Below are 19,459 nucleotides of genomic sequence, written 5' to 3' on the forward strand. Positions count from 1 at the left end.
AGCCTTAGTATGAAAAACCCTAACGTTAAGTGGATTTATCTTATAATTCTTTCCATAATTTGGGGGAGCTCGTTCATATTAATTAAGAAATCTTTATTAGGACTGACTCCTTATCAGCTTGGAGCTTTGAGAACTATTATTACGGGAATAATCCTTTTGGCTTTCGGCTATTCTCAATTAAAAGACATCCCAAAATCTAAATGGAAATGGTTATGCATCTCAGGATTCTTAGGCTCTTTCTTTCCTGCTTTCTTCTTTGCGATTGCAGAAACAGAAATAGATAGTGCTGTGGCATCCATCTTAAATTCTCTCGTGCCACTAAACACCATATTATTGGGTTTTGCAGTCTTTAAAATCGCCTCAACAAAACGACAGGTTTTAGGTGTCATTATTGGTTTTATAGGTACTTCCATTTTAATTATGAAAGGATCTGAACTCAACCCAAATCAAAACTATTTATATGCTGGTTTTGTGATTGCCTCAACTTTGATGTATGGTGCTAACGTAAATATTATAAAACGTTATTTACAGGATGTAAAACCTTTAGCAATCGCGGCTGGTAATTACATTTTTATTGTTATTCCTGCGTTAGTCATACTATTATTTACAGATTTCTTCTCATCTGAACGACTTAACAATCCTGATTTACCGAGTGCTTTATTGTATGTTATTATTTTATCTGTATTTGGTACCGCTTTAGCCAAAGTGGTCTTTAATAAATTGGTTCAGATTTCTACCCCTGTTTTTGCATCCTCTGTTACGTATATTATGCCCCTTATAGCTTTAATCTGGGGAGTTTTGGATGGTGAAGCTTTTAGTTTAATCCAAGCTATGGCTTCATTGTTGATCTTAGTTGGCGTGTATTTATCACATAAACGCAAAGCATAAAAAAAACCGAAGCTTTCACTTCGGTTTTAATTTTATAAAAATTAAAGGTTTTAATTAAAATCTTCTGCTGTTACGCCTTCATTTACTTTAATCTCAGTAACTTCTAAGTTAAGAACTTGAGGCCCTGTTGCTATTTTCCAAGTGTAAGGCATCATAACACCGTTTACTTCTTTGTAATTAGAGTAATCGGTAACAGTCGTTACAGATTGCCCAGCAGTTTCGTTAGTTTCTTCTGCTCTTAATAAATAGCCTGTCTCAACGTCATAGTATCTAAATGACTCTTTACCGTCTTTAGTTACCTTTATTTTGTAAACATCTGTGCCATCAATAGTAGTTTTACTATCTAAAGTTAAGGTAGATGATTCCATAAATAATTCTGGGAACAAACCTTTTTCGGACTTTCTAGACGCGATATCTTTTTCGTCCATAGGAATTTTTCTCCCTTGTTGTTCCATATAACCAGTTTCACCATCAAAATTTTGCTTCATTACGGTACCCATACCTTCAACAATCATTTCCATAGAAAACTTATTCGGAGACATTTGCTTCAATATTGCTATAGGCTTAAATGGCGCTCCTTGAATAGTTACATCTGCAGTTGTCAAAGTCGAATTTACACTTCTAAGGTTTTCTTCACCTCCAACGGCATCTACATATGTCTTTACAACAGATTCTGCCGTTAAACCTTCTGGTAATGGTTTAGAATATACAGGCTTGTCAGTAGGTTTAGCATATTTATCATAATACTTGATTGGAATTCCTGTTTTTTCAAGATTCTCTAATACTTCACTTCCTTTACCAACTACAATTATACGCGCATTTTCTGTCTTAAAATGCTTATTTGCTACGCGCATTACATCATCCTTAGTCACCGCATTTATTTTCTCTAAATAAGTGGTGTAGAAATCTTCTGGTAAGTCATTTAATTTAATGTTTAAAGCATAATTAGCAATTGTTTGCGGACGCTCTAATGCCAATACAAAATCACCTACATACTTAGCTTTTGCATTAGCTAGATCTTCAGAATCTACAGGCTCAGTTTTAATACGGTTGATTTCCTTAAGCGTTTCCACAACAGCACTATCCGTAACTGCGTTTCTTACCGCAGCACCAGCCGTAAAACGAGAAGCGTTCCATCTGCTGGTTCCAATGCTAGAACGTGCACCATAGGTATAGCCGTGTTCTTCACGTAGATTCATGTTTAAATAACTACCGAAACCACCACCTAAAATCTTGTTGGCAATTAAAACTGAATGGTAATCCTCATCATTCATTTTAAAATCAACATTGTTCGTCAAAGAGATGTTAGATTGTACTGCGTTTGGCATATCCACAAAATTAATTTGCGTGTACTGAGCATTGGCTTTTGGCTCTGGAATAGTAATATCTACACCAGCTGATTTTTCCCATTTCCCAAAATGATTTTTAATCTGTCTTTCTACATTACCGATCTCAACATCACCAACAACAACTAAGTAAGCATTGTTAGGGTTGAAATACTTTTCGTAAAATGCCAATACATCTCCAAACTCAATATTGTTAACCGTTTCTTCTGTAACAAATTCACCTCTTGGATGATTTGCCCCATAAGATAATGCGCCACCAACTCTACCAGCAACAGCATCTACGCTCTTTTCTTGAGACTTTAAATTTTCAATAAGCTTCTCTTTCTCTTTTTCGAATTCCTCTTTAGTCAATAATGGATTAATTGCCGCATCAGCCATTAATTCAATGATTCTGTCAGAATATTTAGATAATGAACTTGCAAAAGCTCCTTGAGCACCAAAGCCTAAACTCGCTCCCAAGAAGTCAATTTCTTCATTAAATTCATCTTTAGGAATATTAGTTGTTCCATTACCTAACATGGCAGCGAGGATACTAGAGACACCTGCTTTTTCACCTTCCCTAATCGGTTTGTTATCTATGGTTAAAGAATAAGATACTCTAGGTAATTTATGGTTTTCTACAACAAGGACCTCAATCCCGTTATCTAACTTAAACTCACCTGGCTTCTCTAATGTTATTTTAGGAGCTGGACCTGGCTCAGGTTGCTTAGATCTGTCTATTTGTGCATTTACACCTACTGCCATTAAAAACAATACAATAAATGCTGATATTTTAGTTTTCATGTTACTATTCATTTTTATTTTATTGATCATCTTTCTTAGGTAAATACTCTAGTATTAAACGCTGATTAGGATTTAAATACTTCTTGGCAACGTCTCTCATTTCTTCTCTGGTGATGGAACGATAGATATCAATTTCGTTATTGATTAAATTTACGTCATCATACAACATATAGTAACGTGCCAATGAATTGGCAATTCCTGCTACACTCGAGTTAGAGTTTACAAATTGATTTTCAAATTGATTTTGAAGCTTTTGATAATCGCGCTCAGAAATTAAATCTGTCTGAATCTTAGCGATTTCTTCATCCATTTCTGTAATTAAAGTATCCAATGATACATCACCTAGCGGTAAACCAAACAAAGCGTACATACCGTAGTCTTCTTGGCTTATGTTTACTGCTTGTACCTGTAAAGCTTGCTTTTGCTCATCTACCATCTTCTTGTATAAGACTGAGCTTTTACCACCGCTTAAATATTGAGAAATCATATTTAACACATAAGAATCCCTATCTTTAAAAGAAGGAGTTCTGTATGCTGCAATTACAGCCGGAATTTGAATATTAGGATCGTAAGCCTTATCTCTCATAGATTCAGTGATTGGCTCTTCTTTAGGGAAGTTTCTTTCAATATCCTCACCTCTTGGAATTGGGCCAAAATAATCCTGAACCATTTTCTTTACCTCAGCTTTGTCAATATCACCAGCAACTACTAAAACAGCGTTGTTTGGTACATAGTATTTTTTATTAAATGCTTGGAATTCTTCTAAGGTAGCAGCATCTAAATGCTCCATCTCACCAATTGTAGTCCCTTTATAAGGATGTACTTTAAACATGCGCTTTTTAATCTCAGCCAATATGTTTCCATAAGGTTGATTATCTACACGAAGTCTTTTTTCTTCCTTTACTACTTCATTTTGCGTATCTACACCTATCTGATTGATAACTGGGTGTAAAAGACGCTCAGACTCCATCCAAAGACCTAGTTCTACACTATTAGAAGGAAACACTTCATAATAGTAAGTTCTGTCGTCAGTAGTATTGGCGTTATTGCTTCCTCCATTAGACGTTACAATGTTAAACCATTCTCCGCGTGGAATATTCTCCGTACCTTCAAATAAAAGATGTTCAAAAAAGTGAGCAAATCCTGTGCGTTCTGGGTCTTCGTCTTTTGCACCAACATGGTACATTACAGATACTGTTACTACAGGAGCCGAATTGTCTTGGTGCAAGATAACGTGCATACCATTATCTAAATCGTACTCTTCAAATTCTACCTGTTGCGCGTTGGAGTGAAAACCAACTAACAACAAGAGCGCTAGAGTAAAAAAGCTTTTTTTCATTATTAAATGTGTTTAGTGTTTAAATTGTTTTTAGTGTTTGTCTATGTTAAGTTTACATCGTTACACAAAGCCCTACAAAAATAAGGAATGATTCCACTTTTTAACATAATAAAGTACAAAAACTCTATTTAATCCTGTAAAATTCTAACTCATTTTATTGAGATATCAAAATCCTATTCCTAAAAGAGTTCAAAAAGCCTGAAAACGTTTGTAGATTAAGAATTTAGAATTATATTTGCATCCGCTTTCTGAGAAGGAAGCTTATAATTTTAAACAAATTAATAAAAACGTTACGCTATGTACGCAATTGTAGAGATAGCAGGGCAGCAATTTAAAGTTGCAAAAGACCAAAAAGTTTTTGTTAACCGTTTATCTACTGAAGAAGGCAAGAAAGTTTCTTTCGATAACGTTCTTTTAATAGGTGATGGTGACAAAACTACTTTAGGCGCCCCAGCTATAGACGGAGCACAAGTAAGTGCTAAAGTCTTAAAGCACCTTAAAGGTGACAAAGTAATCGTTTTCAAAAAGAAAAGACGTAAAGGTTACCGTGTAAAAAATGGTCACAGACAAGCCTTAACCGAAATCGTAATTGAAGGCATTACTGCTTCTGGAGCTAAACCAGCTAAGAAAGCTGAAAAAGCTGCACCGAAGAAAGAAACAAAGAAAGCTGAACCTAAAGCTGCTGCTAAGACAGAAGTTAAGAAGGCAGCGCCAAAAGCTAAACCAGCTGCAAAGAAAGCAACAGGTAAAGCTGATGATTTAAAGAAAATTGAAGGTGTTGGACCAAAGGCTGCTGAAGCTATGGTTAATGCTGGATTAGATACTTTTGCGAAAGTAGCAAAAGCTAAGCCAGAAGACATTGAAGCAATTTTGGCTGAAGCAAGTTCTAGATTAGCACATTTAGTAGCTAATACATGGCCACAACAAGCTAAATTAGCTGCTGATGGAAAATGGGACGAGCTTAAAGAATTACAAGATAATTTAGACGGAGGAAGAAAATAAATTTTCATCCTTTAATATTAACAAAATAAAACCTTAAGACAATGGCTCATAAAAAAGGAGTTGGTAGTTCTAAAAACGGTAGAGAATCAGAATCGAAACGCTTAGGTGTTAAGATATTTGGTGGACAAGCTGCTGTTGCTGGGAACATCATCGTAAGACAAAGAGGTAATACACATCACCCAGGTGAAAACGTTTATCAAGGAAAAGACCACACTTTACATGCTAAAGTTGATGGCCTTGTACAATTTACTAAGAAGAAAGACAATAAGTCTTATGTTTCTATAGCACCATTTGAGGCTTAAGACATAACTTCTTAATACATATTTTAAAAACCCTTTCTGGAAACAGAGAGGGTTTTTTGTTATCATTAAATACGAAGTAAAAATCTTCCATAGAGATTATAGTTAGAAACTCTGTTATTACACTTCGACTGCGCTCAGTGTGACACTATAGAAAACATTTTACACTATTTCCATCTTTTTCAACAGAAAACTAGCATTCATATTTTGGCAAACACCTTTCTTAAGCTTGTAATCAAAAAAGAGTTCGTCGTTTTTGATTTCTGCATCAAAATAGTAGTTTTTTACGGCTTCTAATTCGGCTTCAATTTCTGTAAGGCTTAAATCGTGTGTGGCAATAATTCCTGTGGCATTTTGCTTTACTAACTTTTCTACAAATTTTCTTGAGCCAATAGCTTTGTCTGTACTATTTGTTCCTTTTAGGATTTCATCTAAAATCACAAAATAATTCTTGTCTTCAGCAATCGTATCAACTATAAATTTTAATCGTGTTAACTCACTAAAGAAGTACGAGCTATCATCCGTTAAGGAATCCGTAGTGCGCATGCTCGTAATAAGTTTAATCGGCTTGTATTTACTTTCTTTTGCACAAACAGGCAATCCTACATTTGCCATTACGATATGTAGCGCAACCGTTCTAAGAAAGGTACTCTTGCCAGCCATATTCGCGCCTGTAACAATGAAAAATTGCTCTTCCTGCAACTCTAAATCACTATCAATACGCTTTTCAGGATTTAACAATGGATGTCCTAAATCTTTAGCGTTAATGGTTATACTTTCTGAAGTAATTTCAGGATAGGTGAAGCCTTGATGATTAAAAGCATAGTTTCCTAAAGTATTATAGGCATCAAAAAACGTGACGACATCAAACCAATCTTCTACTTTATCTGCATAGTGACTTATCCATTGCTCTACATGATAGGTTTGCCTTATGTCCCAAAGCAAATAACCATTCCCAAAAATAGCAGAAATAAAATTGTTTCTATTGTCTAATGCATCTAAAGCTTTTGAAAATTTTGAAAATATCTGAGAGGCTTTCAACCCTTCGGACTGTATTTTTTCTTGTTTTTGCTTTAGTAAATCCGACTGAAATTCTTTTTGTTCAATCTGATTGAGCAATAGTGCATATTGCCTAAACGTGTCTTTGGTACGTTCGGTGTTTTGGGCCACCGCATTTATTTTCTTTAAAAATCGCCCTGTAATTGCCAAACCTAAAAGCAACCAATAACCCACATATTCTATTGGGATAACTTCGGTGATACCTAAGACCAAAATTGCTAAAGAAGCTACACTAAAAGCGATAGTAAACCAGTAAATGGTAGAGCTTAAAAAAGGCTTATAGTCTTTCAACCATGTAATGATAGATTTTGCTGAATATTCTACCTCAACACCTTGCGCCACACCAGAATAGTATTGTCGCCATTCTGGCTCTTCGGCCAATTCTTTTATGGCGTCTTGCCTTGCTTTAATATTAGAGATATCATTAGCCAACAAGCAATTTACAAGCGATTGTGTGCCTTCTTTTATAGTTGTTCTATTAATAAACTGAAAGAAAGAGCCTCTCCCAAATAAATCGATATCTAAACTATAATAATGCTTAGGATTTTGAAACATTTTGCCGTCTGCCCTAGCGTGAAAATTACCTGCAGCAATTTTAAGTTCGTCTTCATTCATAATTGCGAGACGTTTATGCAGTGCTCGCTGTGCTTTTAAATCTGTATATCTAGACAGTAAAAATAAAAAGATGGCTGAGCCTACAGCTGCAATTACTATAGCTATTTGCCACTTCTGAAACAACATATAAACTCCGAATGCTGTTAATCCGAAAACCAAAAGTCTAAGTGTGCTTAACAAACCCATCTGTTTATAAATGCGTTTTGATTCTGCTTTGTGCTTCTCTGACTGAGTCTTATAAAATTGGTTTGGGTTTTGCATTTAAGATTGGGTTCAAAATAAAATCCCAAGATAAGATTTTACCTTGGGAGTTCATATTTTTTCAAGATCACTAACTTTCGGCAGACAGTTTCGCTTTGGCGTTGCTCAGTTTAGTCCGACAGTTCTGAACGATATTATTTTTTCACAGTAGCGGAAAGATACTCTCGGTTCATACGTGCAATATTTTCCAAGGAAATTCCTTTAGGACACTCTACTTCACAAGCTCCGGTATTGGTACAGTTACCAAAACCTTCTTCGTCCATTTGCTTTACCATGTTCAACACACGATCTGTTGCTTCTATACGACCTTGAGGTAACAATGCAAATTGAGAAACCTTAGCGCCAACAAATAGCATTGCCGAAGCATTTTTACAAGCTGCCACACATGCACCACATCCAATGCAGGTTGCAGCACTAAAGGCATCGTCCGCATCGTGTTTGTTAACAGGAATCGCATTGGCATCAATTGTATTACCAGAGGTATTAACAGAAATAAACCCTCCTGCATGCTGTACTTTATCAAAAGAGCTCCTATCTACAATAAGATCCTTTATCACAGGAAATGCCGTAGCTCTAAATGGTTCAATGGTTATTGTGTCACCATCGTTAAAAGACCTCATGTGTAACTGACACGTCGTAATATATCTGTCAGGACCGTGAGGTCGACCATTAATAAATAGTGAGCAAGAGCCACAAATGCCCTCTCTACAGTCGTGATCGAATGCAACTGGTGTTTCGCCCTTGGTAATTAGTTCGTTATTTAACACATCTAACATTTCAAGGAAAGACATATCTGGCGATACATCATTGATTTTATAATCAACCATTTTTCCTTTGTCATTAGCGTTATTTTGACGCCATATTTTGAGTGTAAGATTCATATTATCCTCTTATTTATAACTTCTTTCTTTAACCTCTATATTTTCATACTGCAAGTCTTCTTTATGAAGTACTGCATCTTTTGGTTCTCCTTTATATTCCCAAGCTGATACGTATTGAAATTCTTTTCTACGCATCGCTTCTCCTTCTTCAGTTTGGTATTCTTCCCTAAAGTGGCCTCCAGCAGACTCTTCGCGTTGCAATGCATCTTTAGCAAACAATTCACCTAATTCTAAGAAATCTGCAACACGACCCGCTTTTGCAAGTTCTTCGTTAAATTCATCTGCAGTTCCTGGTACAAGAACATCTTTCCAGAATTCTTCTCTTAATTGAGAAATTTCTGATATTGCCGATTTTAAATCTTCGGCATTACGTGCCATTCCACATTTATTCCACATAATCTTTCCTAAACGTTTGTGGAAATGATCTACAGAATGTTTACCGTTATTATTTATGAGATGGTTTATATTGTCCTCAACTCTTTTTTGAGCGTCATCAAATTCTTTGGTATCGGTTGGAATTTCACCAGTTCTAATATCATTAGACAGGTAGTCACCAATAGTATAAGGTAATACAAAATAACCATCTGCCAATCCTTGCATTAACGCTGAAGCGCCAAGTCTGTTGGCTCCGTGATCAGAGAAATTAGCTTCACCAATACAGTACAATCCTGGTATAGTAGTCTGTAAGTTATAGTCAACCCAAAGTCCTCCCATTGTGTAATGTACCGCAGGATAAATCATCATTGGAGTTTCATACGGATTCTGATCTACAATTTTCTCGTACATCTGAAATAAATTTCCATACTTTTTCCTTACAACTTCCTGACCTAACTTCTTTACCAGAGCATCGTCATTTTCATCCAAACCTTTAACGTGTGCTTGCTCTTTTCCATAGCGCATAAATGCTGAAGCAAAATCTAAATAAACAGCTTCACCAGTTTTATTTACACCATAACCAGCATCACAACGCTCCTTTGCAGCACGCGATGCCACATCACGAGGCACAAGGTTTCCAAAGGCAGGATAACGACGCTCTAAATAGTAATCTCTATCGTCTTCAGCTAATTCGGTAGGTTTTAATTTCCCTTCTCTAATAGCTTCAGCATCTTCTTTCTTTTTTGGTACCCAAATTCGTCCGTCATTACGAAGTGATTCAGACATCAAAGTTAATTTAGACTGATGTTCTCCAGAAACCGGAATACAAGTTGGGTGGATCTGAGTATAGCAAGGGTTGGCGAAGTAAGCTCCCCTTTTGTGAGCTTTCCAAGCTGCGGTTACGTTACTTCCCATCGCATTAGTTGAAAGGAAAAATACATTTCCATAGCCTCCAGTACCTAACACTACAGCATGAGCCGAATGTCTTTCAATTTTACCGGAAACCAAATCGCGGGCAATTATTCCTCTTGCTTTTCCGTCAACCATAACCACATCCAACATTTCGTGGCGATTGTACATTTTAATTTTACCTCGACCAATCTGACGATTCATTGCAGAATAGGCACCCAACAATAACTGCTGACCAGTTTGTCCTGCCGCATAAAATGTACGTGATACCAGTACACCACCAAACGAACGGTTATCCAATAATCCACCATATTCACGGGCAAAAGGCACACCTTGCGCCACACATTGGTCAATAATATTTGCAGAAACCTCAGCTAAGCGATACACGTTTGCCTCTCTAGAACGATAATCACCACCTTTTACGGTATCGTAAAATAAACGGTAGGTTGAATCTCCATCTCCTTGATAATTCTTTGCTGCGTTAATTCCACCTTGAGCTGCAATTGAGTGCGCACGACGTGGAGAATCTTGAAAGCAAAATGCTTTAACATTGTAACCCAATTCCGCTAACGTTGCAGCAGCAGAGCCACCGGCTAAACCTGTTCCAACTACTATAACATCAATGTTACGTTTGTTTGCAGGATTAACAAGATTGATGTTGTTTTTATGATTGGTCCACTTTTCTGAAAGTGGGCCTTTTGGTATTTTAGAATCTAAAGCCATATCAGCTATTATTTTAGTGGTTAAAATGATGGTACAATGCAATGAAAATAAAACCTAATGGCAATCCAATTGCATACACCTGAGCTAAGCCTTTCATACTTTTCTTATAGATGCTATTTGCACCAATAGATTGAAAAGCTGAACTAAATCCATGTAATAAATGTAAACTCAATAACACAAAAGCTAATACATAGGCTCCAACACGCAATGGGTTTTCAAATTTGTGTACAAGTTCTTCATAATATCTAAAGCCACTATTTACATTATCTGGATCTAACAGACCGCTCATATCTCCTTTAAAATATTTAATGTTAATTTCTGGAGCCCAAAAATCTATAAAATGCAATACCAAGAACGCTAGTATAACCGCTCCAGAGAGTAGCATGTTTCTACTCATCCAAGTAGAATTAGCATTCCCGTTATTTCTTTTGTAACTCTTTTGTCTGGCTTTATTGTTTTTATACTCTAAAACAAATCCCATAATAAAGTGAAAAATAACACCGAAAATTAAAATAGGTTGTAAAACGAATTGCACAGCCCAAAACGTCCCCATAAAGTGAGAAGCTTCATTAAAAAGATCTTCACTGAAAACAGACAGAATATTAATTGCAAAATGTTGAAGTAAAAAAATCATTAGGAAGAGTGCCGAAAGTGCCATGGCAAACTTTCTTCCAATCGTAGAATTTAGAATTCCGCTCATTATAATTTTAGTTAACTAATTAGAGTTACAAAGATACAGCGCAAACGGGTTATTCCCAACTGCGCTATAGTATAATTAATTATTTAGAATGATTTTAATCTAAAAATTGAATCTTGGGTTAACAATGGAATTGTAAATAGAACCAAACTGATAACTAAATCCAACACTTACAAAATAATTATAACCCGATTGTAGTTGCTGTTGTTGCAATAATAACTCTTCCAAAGATACATCTCCGGCAGGAAGGTTGATTTGGTCTCTGGTAATTCGATAATTACCACTTACATTAAAATTAAAGCCTTTAAAAACTCTAATATTTGCACCTAGAAAAAAACCATAGGACTTTAAACTTGTATCATGCAAAAATTGATTGAAAGACGCTTCAGCATTTATATTTCCCCATTCCTGTCTAAAACTAGTTCCAAGTAATAATGAATGCTGAAAAAGTGTTTCTTCCTCTTCAGCAAATACAGAACGTTCTATATAGTCATTGTAAACTAACCCATTTCGATACGATAAGATCAACTGCTTTTTTGCAGATTCTGAATATTTAAAGAAATTATATTCTATTGCGGGCCTTAATCTCCAAAACAGTTCATAATTACTAAATGTAGATGTCCCTATACTACCAAAAACACCAGCAGACCAATGTTCAGTAATACTTACTACATCACTAACGTTTAAGTTCTTGCTATTGTTAATAGCGACGATATCTTCACCATCGAATGTAAACGTAGATTTGTTTTCGCTAAACCCTAGTCTAAAAGAAAACTTATTCTTTGCTGTAACACGTCTTGCCGAAACACTAAAGTTTAAATTACTGGAATTATTAGTTTCCTGACCGTTAAAAAAACCTCTAGCACCAAGCCTAAATACCCAATAATTCCACGGGTCTTTTTCCTCAACTTTTTCTTCTTCATTCTCTGGCGTTGGTACATTGATTGTCACCTCATCTGTAGTTCCTTTTGCAATCCAAAAGCGCACCAATCCAAGCTTAAGATTTTCTAAAATCTTTCGTCTTTCATCATCTCGTGTCATATTGGAGTCTGTAGAAAAACTGAGTTTATAATTAATGGCTTCAAATTCTTTTTTCCCAATAAACTCAACATCATAACTTCTTCCACCACTACCATTGCGCTGTGTCACAAAAAATAAGTGTACATCACTAAGCCCTTGATCTCTTACAAACTGAACATTACCTAAGTTCTGCCTTAAATAAGTCTGATCACAAACATTACAATCTAAAAAAATTTTAAGTTGCTCAGTAGAATCGTTCTGTGCGATTAGGTTAAAAAATAAAAATAGTGATACTAATAAAGTGGAGGACTTTAGCATTATTTAGCGATGGTTTAGTTTAGTTTCGGCAAATTTACCTCGAACTTTAACGTTACACCCACGCTTTTAGTTCAGTTTAACATTAAGGTTCTCTAATTTGTAATCATTCTAAAGTCTTTAAAGTTTAGTCTTTTATTTTATCTCCAACTTGGTTTTCGCGTTATCTATTTGTACCGTATATACGCCTTTTGGCAAATAATATTTCCCATTGCCAGCTTTTGAAATATCTACACTTGTATTTTCTTTCATTAAGGCTTTTTTGCCTTTTTCTGTGAGTTCTAGATTGTAATCCACATAGTTGAATCCCTTGTCAGCATCAACTGTCATGCTATTGAGCTCTGTCCCTTTTTCAGACAAAATTTTAATGGTTTTTTTACCTGATGCATTGCTATAAAACTGAATGGTTTTCTCTGGCTCATAGGCATCTGACCATTGGCTGAACGAACTTCCCCAACGTCTTGAAGAACGAACAGGACTTAAGTTAAACATAGTGATTCCTTTTGACTGCATATCTGAATCCAGTTGCTGTAATCCCGCAATATCCGCTTTATAAATACTGCGTCCATGTGTACCCAACAATAAATCCTTGGCTTCAGGTTGAACAACCATATCGTGAACAGCGACATTTGGTAATCCTTTTGAAAACACTTCCCAAGATTGTCCCATATTAAATGACACATAAGCTCCGTTATCTGTTCCTAAGTACAGCATATTTTCATTCTTTGGGTCTTCCTTAATCACATTGACTGGAGAAGCCGGAATATTTCCGCTGATGTCTTTCCAAGTCTGTCCGTAATCATCACTCATATACGCATATACTTTAAAGTCATCCCATCGGTAACCATTTAAAGTAACGTACACGCGTTCCTTTTTATGTTGAGACGCAACGACTCTGCTCACCCATAAATCTTTTGGAAAGGAATTGGAAATTTTCGTCCAACTACCTCCTGCATTTTTGGTGACACTTAAAACTCCATCGTCACTCCCTGCGTAAATCAAGCCAAATTGAAATGGACTCTCGGAAATTGTTGTCAAAGTACCATAAGCCACATTGCCTTTTTTACCTCCGTTGGTTAAATCGTCACTAATAGCTTCCCAATCGTTACCTTGGTTCATAGAACGCATCAACTTGTTGCCACCCAAATACAAAATATCCTGATTGTGAGGTGACAGCAAAATTGGCGTTTGCCAATTAAAGCGGTACGGATTTTCTCCTAAGGTATGTTTTGGCTGAATGTATTTACGTTCGCCTGTTTCGCGATTGATTCTAAAGTAATTTCCGAACTGGTAACCTGTATAGACTATATCCGAATTTCTATTATCTATCTGAATTTGCATACCATCTCCTCCCATGATGCCTTCCCAAGGATATTGACCTCTTTGATGCCAGCTTTTATCTTCTCTCGCATTGTTGGCTCCTACCCAAACACCGTTATCCTGTAAACCACCATACACATTGTACGGTTTTTCGTTATCGACATTGATGGCATAAAACTGACCAACTGATGGCGAATTCAGCTTTATCCAACTTTCACCATCGTCGTAACTCATATTCAATCCACCATCATTTCCATTGATAAGATGACCTTGCATTTTAGGGTTGACCCAAAGTGCCTGATGATCTGCATGGACATTTTCACGACCTATTGATGTAAAACTTTTTCCGGCATCCTTAGATTTCAAAATAGGCACTCCCATAATGTAGATGCCGTTCTTATCTTGTGGATCTACTCTAATTTCTCCAAAATAATAGCCATAACTGTAATAGAGTCCATCGATATAGTCTTCATGCGTTTTTTTCCATGATTTTCCACCGTCTGTACTTTTATAAACCTCAGCTCCAATCACAGGAGTATCAAACAACATAGCATTAGCGTCTTCTAAATACTTGGCTAAATCTATAGGCTTCACATTACCAGAACGCACCATTTGCTTGACGTTCTCAGCTCTGTATTTTTCCTGAAAACCATTGGTCTTTAAAAAGGCGTTTAATTTTTTGTCCTCTAATGCCAAAAAGTCTTTGGTGGACATGGTCTTAAAATCATCTTTTGTTAAGCCTGAAGACTCGCTTTTTTCCGCATCGTCTTCTCTGTGAAATTGACTATCATGCAACGCATAAACGGTGTTTTCATCAAACACGGCAAGTCCAATTCTACCCACACCTTCACCTGTTGGAAATCCACTATTTTTTGTTGAAATTTTCTCCCAAGTATCTCCTCCATCTGTACTTTTATAAATGGCTGAATTATTTCCGCTTCCTGTAAAATTCCATGCTTTACGATCTCTTGTCCAAGAGGCTGCAAACATCACATCAAAATTATCTGGTGCGTGTTGCACGTCAATGATACCGCTCATGTTATCTACAAACAAGGTTTTGTTCCAGGTTTGTCCTCCATCAGTGGTTTTGTAAATGCCTCGTTCTTCGTTTGGTGAATACAGATGACCTGTAACACCAATAATCACTTCGTTTGGATTATTTGGGTTAATTAAAATTCGACCGATATGATGCGAGTCGTCTAACCCAAGATGTTCCCAGGTTTTACCGTTATCAGACGATTTCAAAATACCTATACCTGCGTAGCTCGATCGCGAACTGTTGTTTTCACCTGTCCCAACCCAAATGGTTCTGTTTTTCCAATCGACAGCAATATCACCTACATTTTGTGTGGCAGCATTATCCAAAATCGGAGTGAAAGTTGTACCGTTGTTAGTGGTATGCCAAACTCCACCTGACGCATAACCGACATAAAACTCAGACGGCCTCTCTGGATTCACATCCACATCTACCACACGACCACTCATAATGGTTGGTCCAATATTTTCAAAAGGGACGTTTTTTACCAATGACGATTGTGTCATCTTCTGCTTGTGTTCTAAAGCCTGTTTTACGGTTTCGGCAGAGGTTGACGGTTGCTGAGCACTTACAAAAAGTGAGCTCACAAAAAATACAATGGAAAGGAATTTTGTGTTTGACATGTTGGTTAGTTTTAAAGTGAACGAAAATTAACCAATCTTCATTCGTCCTCAAAATTTAATAACAAAGTTTAACAGATTATCACAAGTTGCTTTGGCTTGCGTTTTTGTTTGTTTATTTTTGAAACTCAATAAAACTTTCACGTGTTCGCAAGGATGATTATGCATTTATGTCGCAACGTGAAAAACTCAAAATTTTCTTATTATGAAATACGACCCAATAGACTCACAACTCTTTATAAAAAACCGTAAAAACTTCGCCAAGTTTATGCAATCAAGCAGTTTGGCGATATTTAATTCCAACGACATTTATCCAACAGGCGCAGATAGTACTTTGCCATTTGCACAACATCGCGATATTTTTTATCTCAGTGGTGTGGACCAGGAAGAAAGTGTATTGGTCATCTTTCCGGATTGCCCAAAAGAGAAACATCGTGAGGTGTTATTCCTAAAAGAAACCAACGAGCACATTGCAGTTTGGGAAGGTGAAAAACTCACTAAGGAAAAAGCCTTTGAAACCTCAGGCATTAAAACCGTGTATTGGTTAAAGGATATGGAAAAAGTGTTGTTTGAGCTTATGACCCAATGCGACACGGTTTACCTCAACACCAACGAACATTACAGAGCAAGTGTAGAAACCGAAACACGCGAAGCACGTTTTGCAAAGAAATTAAAAGACAAATATCCTGCGCATAGCGTTGCCAAGAGCAATCCTATTTTGCAACGTCTGCGTTCTGTAAAAGACCCGATTGAAATAGACTTAATGCAACAGGCTTGCGATATTACCGAAAAAGCCTTCCGTCGTATTTTAAAGTTCACAAAACCTGACGTTTGGGAATATAATCTTGAGGCCGAATTTATGCACGAGTTCCTAAACAACCGTTCTAAAGGTTTTGCCTATACTCCAATTATTGCTTCGGGAAACAATGCCAATGTGTTGCACTATATTGAAAACAACCAACAATGTAAAGCAGGCGATTTAATTTTGATTGATGCTGGTGCAGAATACGCTAACTACTCTAGTGATATGAGCCGTACGATTCCCGTTTCAGGGAAATTCACCGACAGACAAAAAGAAGTGTATAACGCAGTCAATCGTGTAAAAGACGAAGCCACTAAAATGCTCGTGCCAGGAACCCTTTGGGAACAGTACCATGTGGAAGTCGGTAAACTAATGACCTCAGAATTATTAGGTCTTGGCTTACTCGATAAAGCCGATGTACAAAACGAAAACCCAGACTGGCCAGCGTATAAAAAGTACTTTATGCATGGTACCTCTCACCACATTGGTTTAGACACACACGATTATGGTTTATTACACGAACCTATGCAAGCCAACCAAGTATTTACCGTTGAGCCTGGTATTTATATCCCAGATGAAGGTTTTGGTATCCGTTTAGAAGATGATGTGGTGATCCAAGAATCTGGTGAGCCTTTTAATTTAATGCGTAATATTCCTATTGAGGTTGAAGAGATTGAGGAGATTATGAATTCTTAGAGTTTATAAATTAATTTGAAATTGAATTCTTTTATTTCTTATTATTTTTTCAAGTTCTTTTATCGTTAACATTACGTAAGAAGGTGATTTTTCATTTAAGCAAACAAAGCAGAACCTGAATCTATCACCTAATAATTTTCCAAAATTAAATTCATTTTCAGTAGCACCAAAGAAGAATCCTTTGGGATTTTCAGGAAGGTATTTTTTAGTTGTTTTTAATTCAATGAATAGAATTTCATCCAGATGTGTTTCTATGTATTCTTTTTCAAACTCTATTCCTTTCAATTTTGGGATGTAAACCATGTCAAAAGACTGTAAGTAATTATAGGGAACACCAACTTTGTCCAGTAGTAATTTTTTCGTTTCCTTATCAATTTTGAAAAATCCTGTATGTTCTTCAATTAGATAGTTTATACCTTGTTTTTCAGTGACATTGTTAGATAATGTCAATTTAAACGAATGTTTTCTTGACATTATTCTTCTGTTTTTAGTTCATATTGTTTAAATAACTTTTTGGGATTTTCAAATTTGACCAATTCGTCAATAGTTATGTTGAAGACTTTAGCAAAAACCAGAATATTGGTCAAAGAAATATTCCTTTCACCTCTCTCTATCATTCCAATATATGTTCTATGAAAACCTGTTAAAAAAGATAATTTCTCTTGGCTTAGTCCTGCCTGAGTTCTTAAGTGTCGAACTCGATTACCAAATTCTTTAAGTATGAATTGATTTACCATTAATCAAAACTATACTTATTGTATGCGGTATTCAACATACAATAAGTATCATTCCCTTATATTTGATAAAAAAAGATATTATGGAAAAATATGCAAGAAAAAGTGATGTTGATGGCAAAGGAATGAATAATGGATATTGTTTTGGTAATGGAGATTTTTATTGCCAAAATGATGAACAAGCTAAACAATATATAGAATCATTAGGATTAGATTGGAAAGAAGAACTAAGTAAATTCAACACCAGAGAAGAATGGTTCTATTTTACAGAATGGGAAGAAATTGACCCAGAAGAATTTTTTGATAGTGAAGGTAATGCATATACAACATGTAAAAGATGTAATAAACCTGTAATGCTAAAAAGCAAAATTTGTAAAAAATGTTTCACATCAATTTAAATTAAACTCCCACAACCTCACCCTCAAAAACATAACGCTGTAACTTCTGCAAAGTTTCCAGTTTATCACTGGTATTTACCAACAGTGAAATGTTATTGTTACTACCACCATAAGCAATCATACGTACGTTAACATCTTGTAGCACCTGAAACAATTCTGGTGTATCTGGATGATAAATAATGTGGTGACCAACGAGGCAAACGATACTCATATAATCGTCAATTTCTACCGTGGCGAATTTTTCGAGTTCTTCGATAATGGCATCTAAATGCGTGGTATTGTCTATGGTGAGCGAGACTGCGATTTCCGACGTGGTCACCATGTCTATGGACGTTTCATATTTTTCAAATACCTCAAAGACTTTCTTTAAAAAGCCATGCGCTAATAACATGCGTACCGACTTTATTTTTATGGCTGTAATGCCATCCTTGGCGGCAATGGCTTTAATCCCTTCGCCATGTACTTGGTTAGTGATTAACGTGCCATGTGCATTTGGAGCCATGGTGTTTTTTAATCGTAAAGGAATATCTACACTTCGCACTGGCATTACGGTTTGTGGGTGCAATATTTTAGCACCAAAATAAGCCAGCTCAGCAGCTTCGTCGTAAGATAAATGCGAAAGCGCTTTAGTGTCATTCACGTAGCGTGGATCGTTATTGTGAAATCCGTCGATGTCTGTCCAGATTTGAACCTCATCGGCTTCGATGGCAGCTCCAATGATGGTAGCTGTATAATCACTACCTCCACGTTGCAGGTTGGTGATTTGGCCTTCGGCATCAAGGCAGATAAAACCTTGGGTGATATAGATGTCAGCGTCTTCAGAAGCTTCAATTAAACGATTTAAGTTTTGCTTGATGTAAAAATTATCAGGTTCGTTAGTGGCATCAATCCGCATAAAATCCAAGGCAGGTAAAAGTTGCGCCTTAAAACCTTCCTGTTGTAACAAACGACTGAACATAAACGTGGATAGCAATTCTCCATTGGCTACAATATAATTGTGTAGCAATTGGGAATAAGGTTGATTTACGGATTGCAACAATAATTGAAATCGTGTATTAACATAGTCGCTTACTTCTTTACGAAGCGTTTGGTTTTGCAGTAAATCGTAAACGACACTGTTGTAGGTTTCGTTTAGGGCATTAATTTTGGCTTTAGCGGTTTTAAGATCACCTGTTTCAATTAACTGTGAAATGTCAACCAAGGCATTCGTTGTGCCAGACATGGCAGATAGCACTACAATTTTCTGCTCGCCACTGCTTATGATATCCTTAACGTGATTCATATTGACAACCGACCCAACGGATGTACCTCCAAACTTATATACTAACATGTACTTTAATT

At 36.4% G+C, this 19,459-nt stretch carries 16 protein-coding genes; 5 read left to right on the plus strand and 11 right to left on the minus strand.

Translation table 11 applies throughout. The features are described 5' to 3' along the window. The first annotated feature begins 9 nt into the window (after positions 1–9). Positions 10–888: a DMT family transporter gene (locus SIB89_RS08585; RefSeq protein WP_412559465.1), complete on the plus strand. Its 879-nt coding sequence runs from the start codon at positions 10–12 to the stop codon at positions 886–888. A 50-nt stretch (positions 889–938) separates the two neighbouring features. On the opposite strand, the gene SIB89_RS08590 is transcribed toward SIB89_RS08585, so the two are convergent. Then, entirely contained in the window at positions 939–3,017 is a 2,079-nt protein-coding gene (locus SIB89_RS08590; protein ID WP_412559466.1) for a M16 family metallopeptidase, read from the minus strand. Positions 3,018–3,036: 19 nt separating this feature from the next. Further along, positions 3,037–4,356 (minus strand): M16 family metallopeptidase, encoded by a 1,320-nt coding sequence (locus tag SIB89_RS08595; RefSeq protein WP_273289300.1) that lies wholly within the window; start codon positions 4,354–4,356, stop codon positions 3,037–3,039. A 297-nt stretch (positions 4,357–4,653) separates the two neighbouring features. Here SIB89_RS08595 and rplU point away from each other — a divergent pair, with 297 nt between their 5' ends. Together rplU and rpmA are read left to right on the plus strand one after the other, a co-directional pair. Beyond that, positions 4,654–5,358, plus strand: a complete 705-nt coding sequence (gene rplU, locus SIB89_RS08600; RefSeq protein ID WP_412559467.1) for a 50S ribosomal protein L21 — start codon at positions 4,654–4,656, stop codon at positions 5,356–5,358. 41 nt (positions 5,359–5,399) lie between these two features. Next, positions 5,400–5,660, plus strand: a complete 261-nt coding sequence (gene rpmA / locus SIB89_RS08605) for a 50S ribosomal protein L27 (protein WP_155088992.1) — start codon at positions 5,400–5,402, stop codon at positions 5,658–5,660. Positions 5,661–5,819: 159 nt separating this feature from the next. Here the strand turns inward: rpmA and SIB89_RS08610 are convergent, their stop codons facing one another. From SIB89_RS08610 to SIB89_RS08635, 6 genes are all read right to left on the minus strand, one after another. Next, positions 5,820–7,592 (minus strand): MutS-related protein, encoded by a 1,773-nt coding sequence (locus tag SIB89_RS08610; RefSeq protein WP_412559468.1) that lies wholly within the window; start codon positions 7,590–7,592, stop codon positions 5,820–5,822. Between the two features lie 134 nt (positions 7,593–7,726). Further along, entirely contained in the window at positions 7,727–8,473 is a 747-nt protein-coding gene (locus SIB89_RS08615) for a succinate dehydrogenase/fumarate reductase iron-sulfur subunit (RefSeq protein ID WP_273289304.1), read from the minus strand. Between the two features lie 9 nt (positions 8,474–8,482). Beyond that, on the minus strand, positions 8,483–10,480 hold the full coding sequence (locus tag SIB89_RS08620) for a fumarate reductase/succinate dehydrogenase flavoprotein subunit (RefSeq protein ID WP_412559469.1): 1,998 nt from the start codon (positions 10,478–10,480) through the stop codon (positions 8,483–8,485). A gap of 13 nt (positions 10,481–10,493) precedes the next feature. Then, positions 10,494–11,180: a succinate dehydrogenase cytochrome b subunit gene (locus tag SIB89_RS08625; RefSeq protein ID WP_273289306.1), complete on the minus strand. Its 687-nt coding sequence runs from the start codon at positions 11,178–11,180 to the stop codon at positions 10,494–10,496. Positions 11,181–11,279: 99 nt separating this feature from the next. Further along, complete coding sequence (locus SIB89_RS08630) at positions 11,280–12,515, minus strand: hypothetical protein (RefSeq protein WP_412559470.1); 1,236 nt, start codon at positions 12,513–12,515, stop codon at positions 11,280–11,282. Positions 12,516–12,647: 132 nt separating this feature from the next. After that, complete coding sequence (locus tag SIB89_RS08635; protein WP_412559471.1) at positions 12,648–15,491, minus strand: WD40/YVTN/BNR-like repeat-containing protein; 2,844 nt, start codon at positions 15,489–15,491, stop codon at positions 12,648–12,650. Between the two features lie 202 nt (positions 15,492–15,693). On the opposite strand from SIB89_RS08635, the gene SIB89_RS08640 reads away from it, so the two are divergent. Beyond that, a complete protein-coding gene (locus SIB89_RS08640; RefSeq protein WP_412559472.1) occupies positions 15,694–16,986 on the plus strand; it encodes an aminopeptidase P family protein in 1,293 nt (430 codons plus the stop codon). A gap of 3 nt (positions 16,987–16,989) precedes the next feature. On the opposite strand, the gene SIB89_RS08645 is transcribed toward SIB89_RS08640, so the two are convergent. After that, positions 16,990–17,460 (minus strand): hypothetical protein, encoded by a 471-nt coding sequence (locus SIB89_RS08645; protein WP_412559473.1) that lies wholly within the window; start codon positions 17,458–17,460, stop codon positions 16,990–16,992. Then, positions 17,460–17,723 carry a helix-turn-helix domain-containing protein gene (locus SIB89_RS08650; protein ID WP_412559474.1) on the minus strand — a complete coding sequence of 88 codons (264 nt, stop codon included), beginning with the start codon at positions 17,721–17,723 and terminating at the stop codon, positions 17,460–17,462. Before SIB89_RS08650 ends, SIB89_RS08645 begins: the two co-directional genes overlap by 1 nt. An 80-nt stretch (positions 17,724–17,803) precedes the next feature. On the opposite strand from SIB89_RS08650, the gene SIB89_RS08655 reads away from it, so the two are divergent. Continuing rightward, a complete protein-coding gene (locus SIB89_RS08655) occupies positions 17,804–18,118 on the plus strand; it encodes a hypothetical protein (RefSeq protein WP_412559475.1) in 315 nt (104 codons plus the stop codon). 1 nt (position 18,119) lies between these two features. Here the strand turns inward: SIB89_RS08655 and SIB89_RS08660 are convergent, their stop codons facing one another. Then, positions 18,120–19,448 (minus strand): aspartate kinase, encoded by a 1,329-nt coding sequence (locus SIB89_RS08660; protein ID WP_412559476.1) that lies wholly within the window; start codon positions 19,446–19,448, stop codon positions 18,120–18,122. Positions 19,449–19,459 lie beyond the last annotated feature (11 nt).

This window comes from Winogradskyella sp. MIT101101 (genome assembly GCF_047126865.1).
Classification (GTDB): Bacteria; Bacteroidota; Bacteroidia; order Flavobacteriales; family Flavobacteriaceae; genus Winogradskyella; species Winogradskyella ouciana.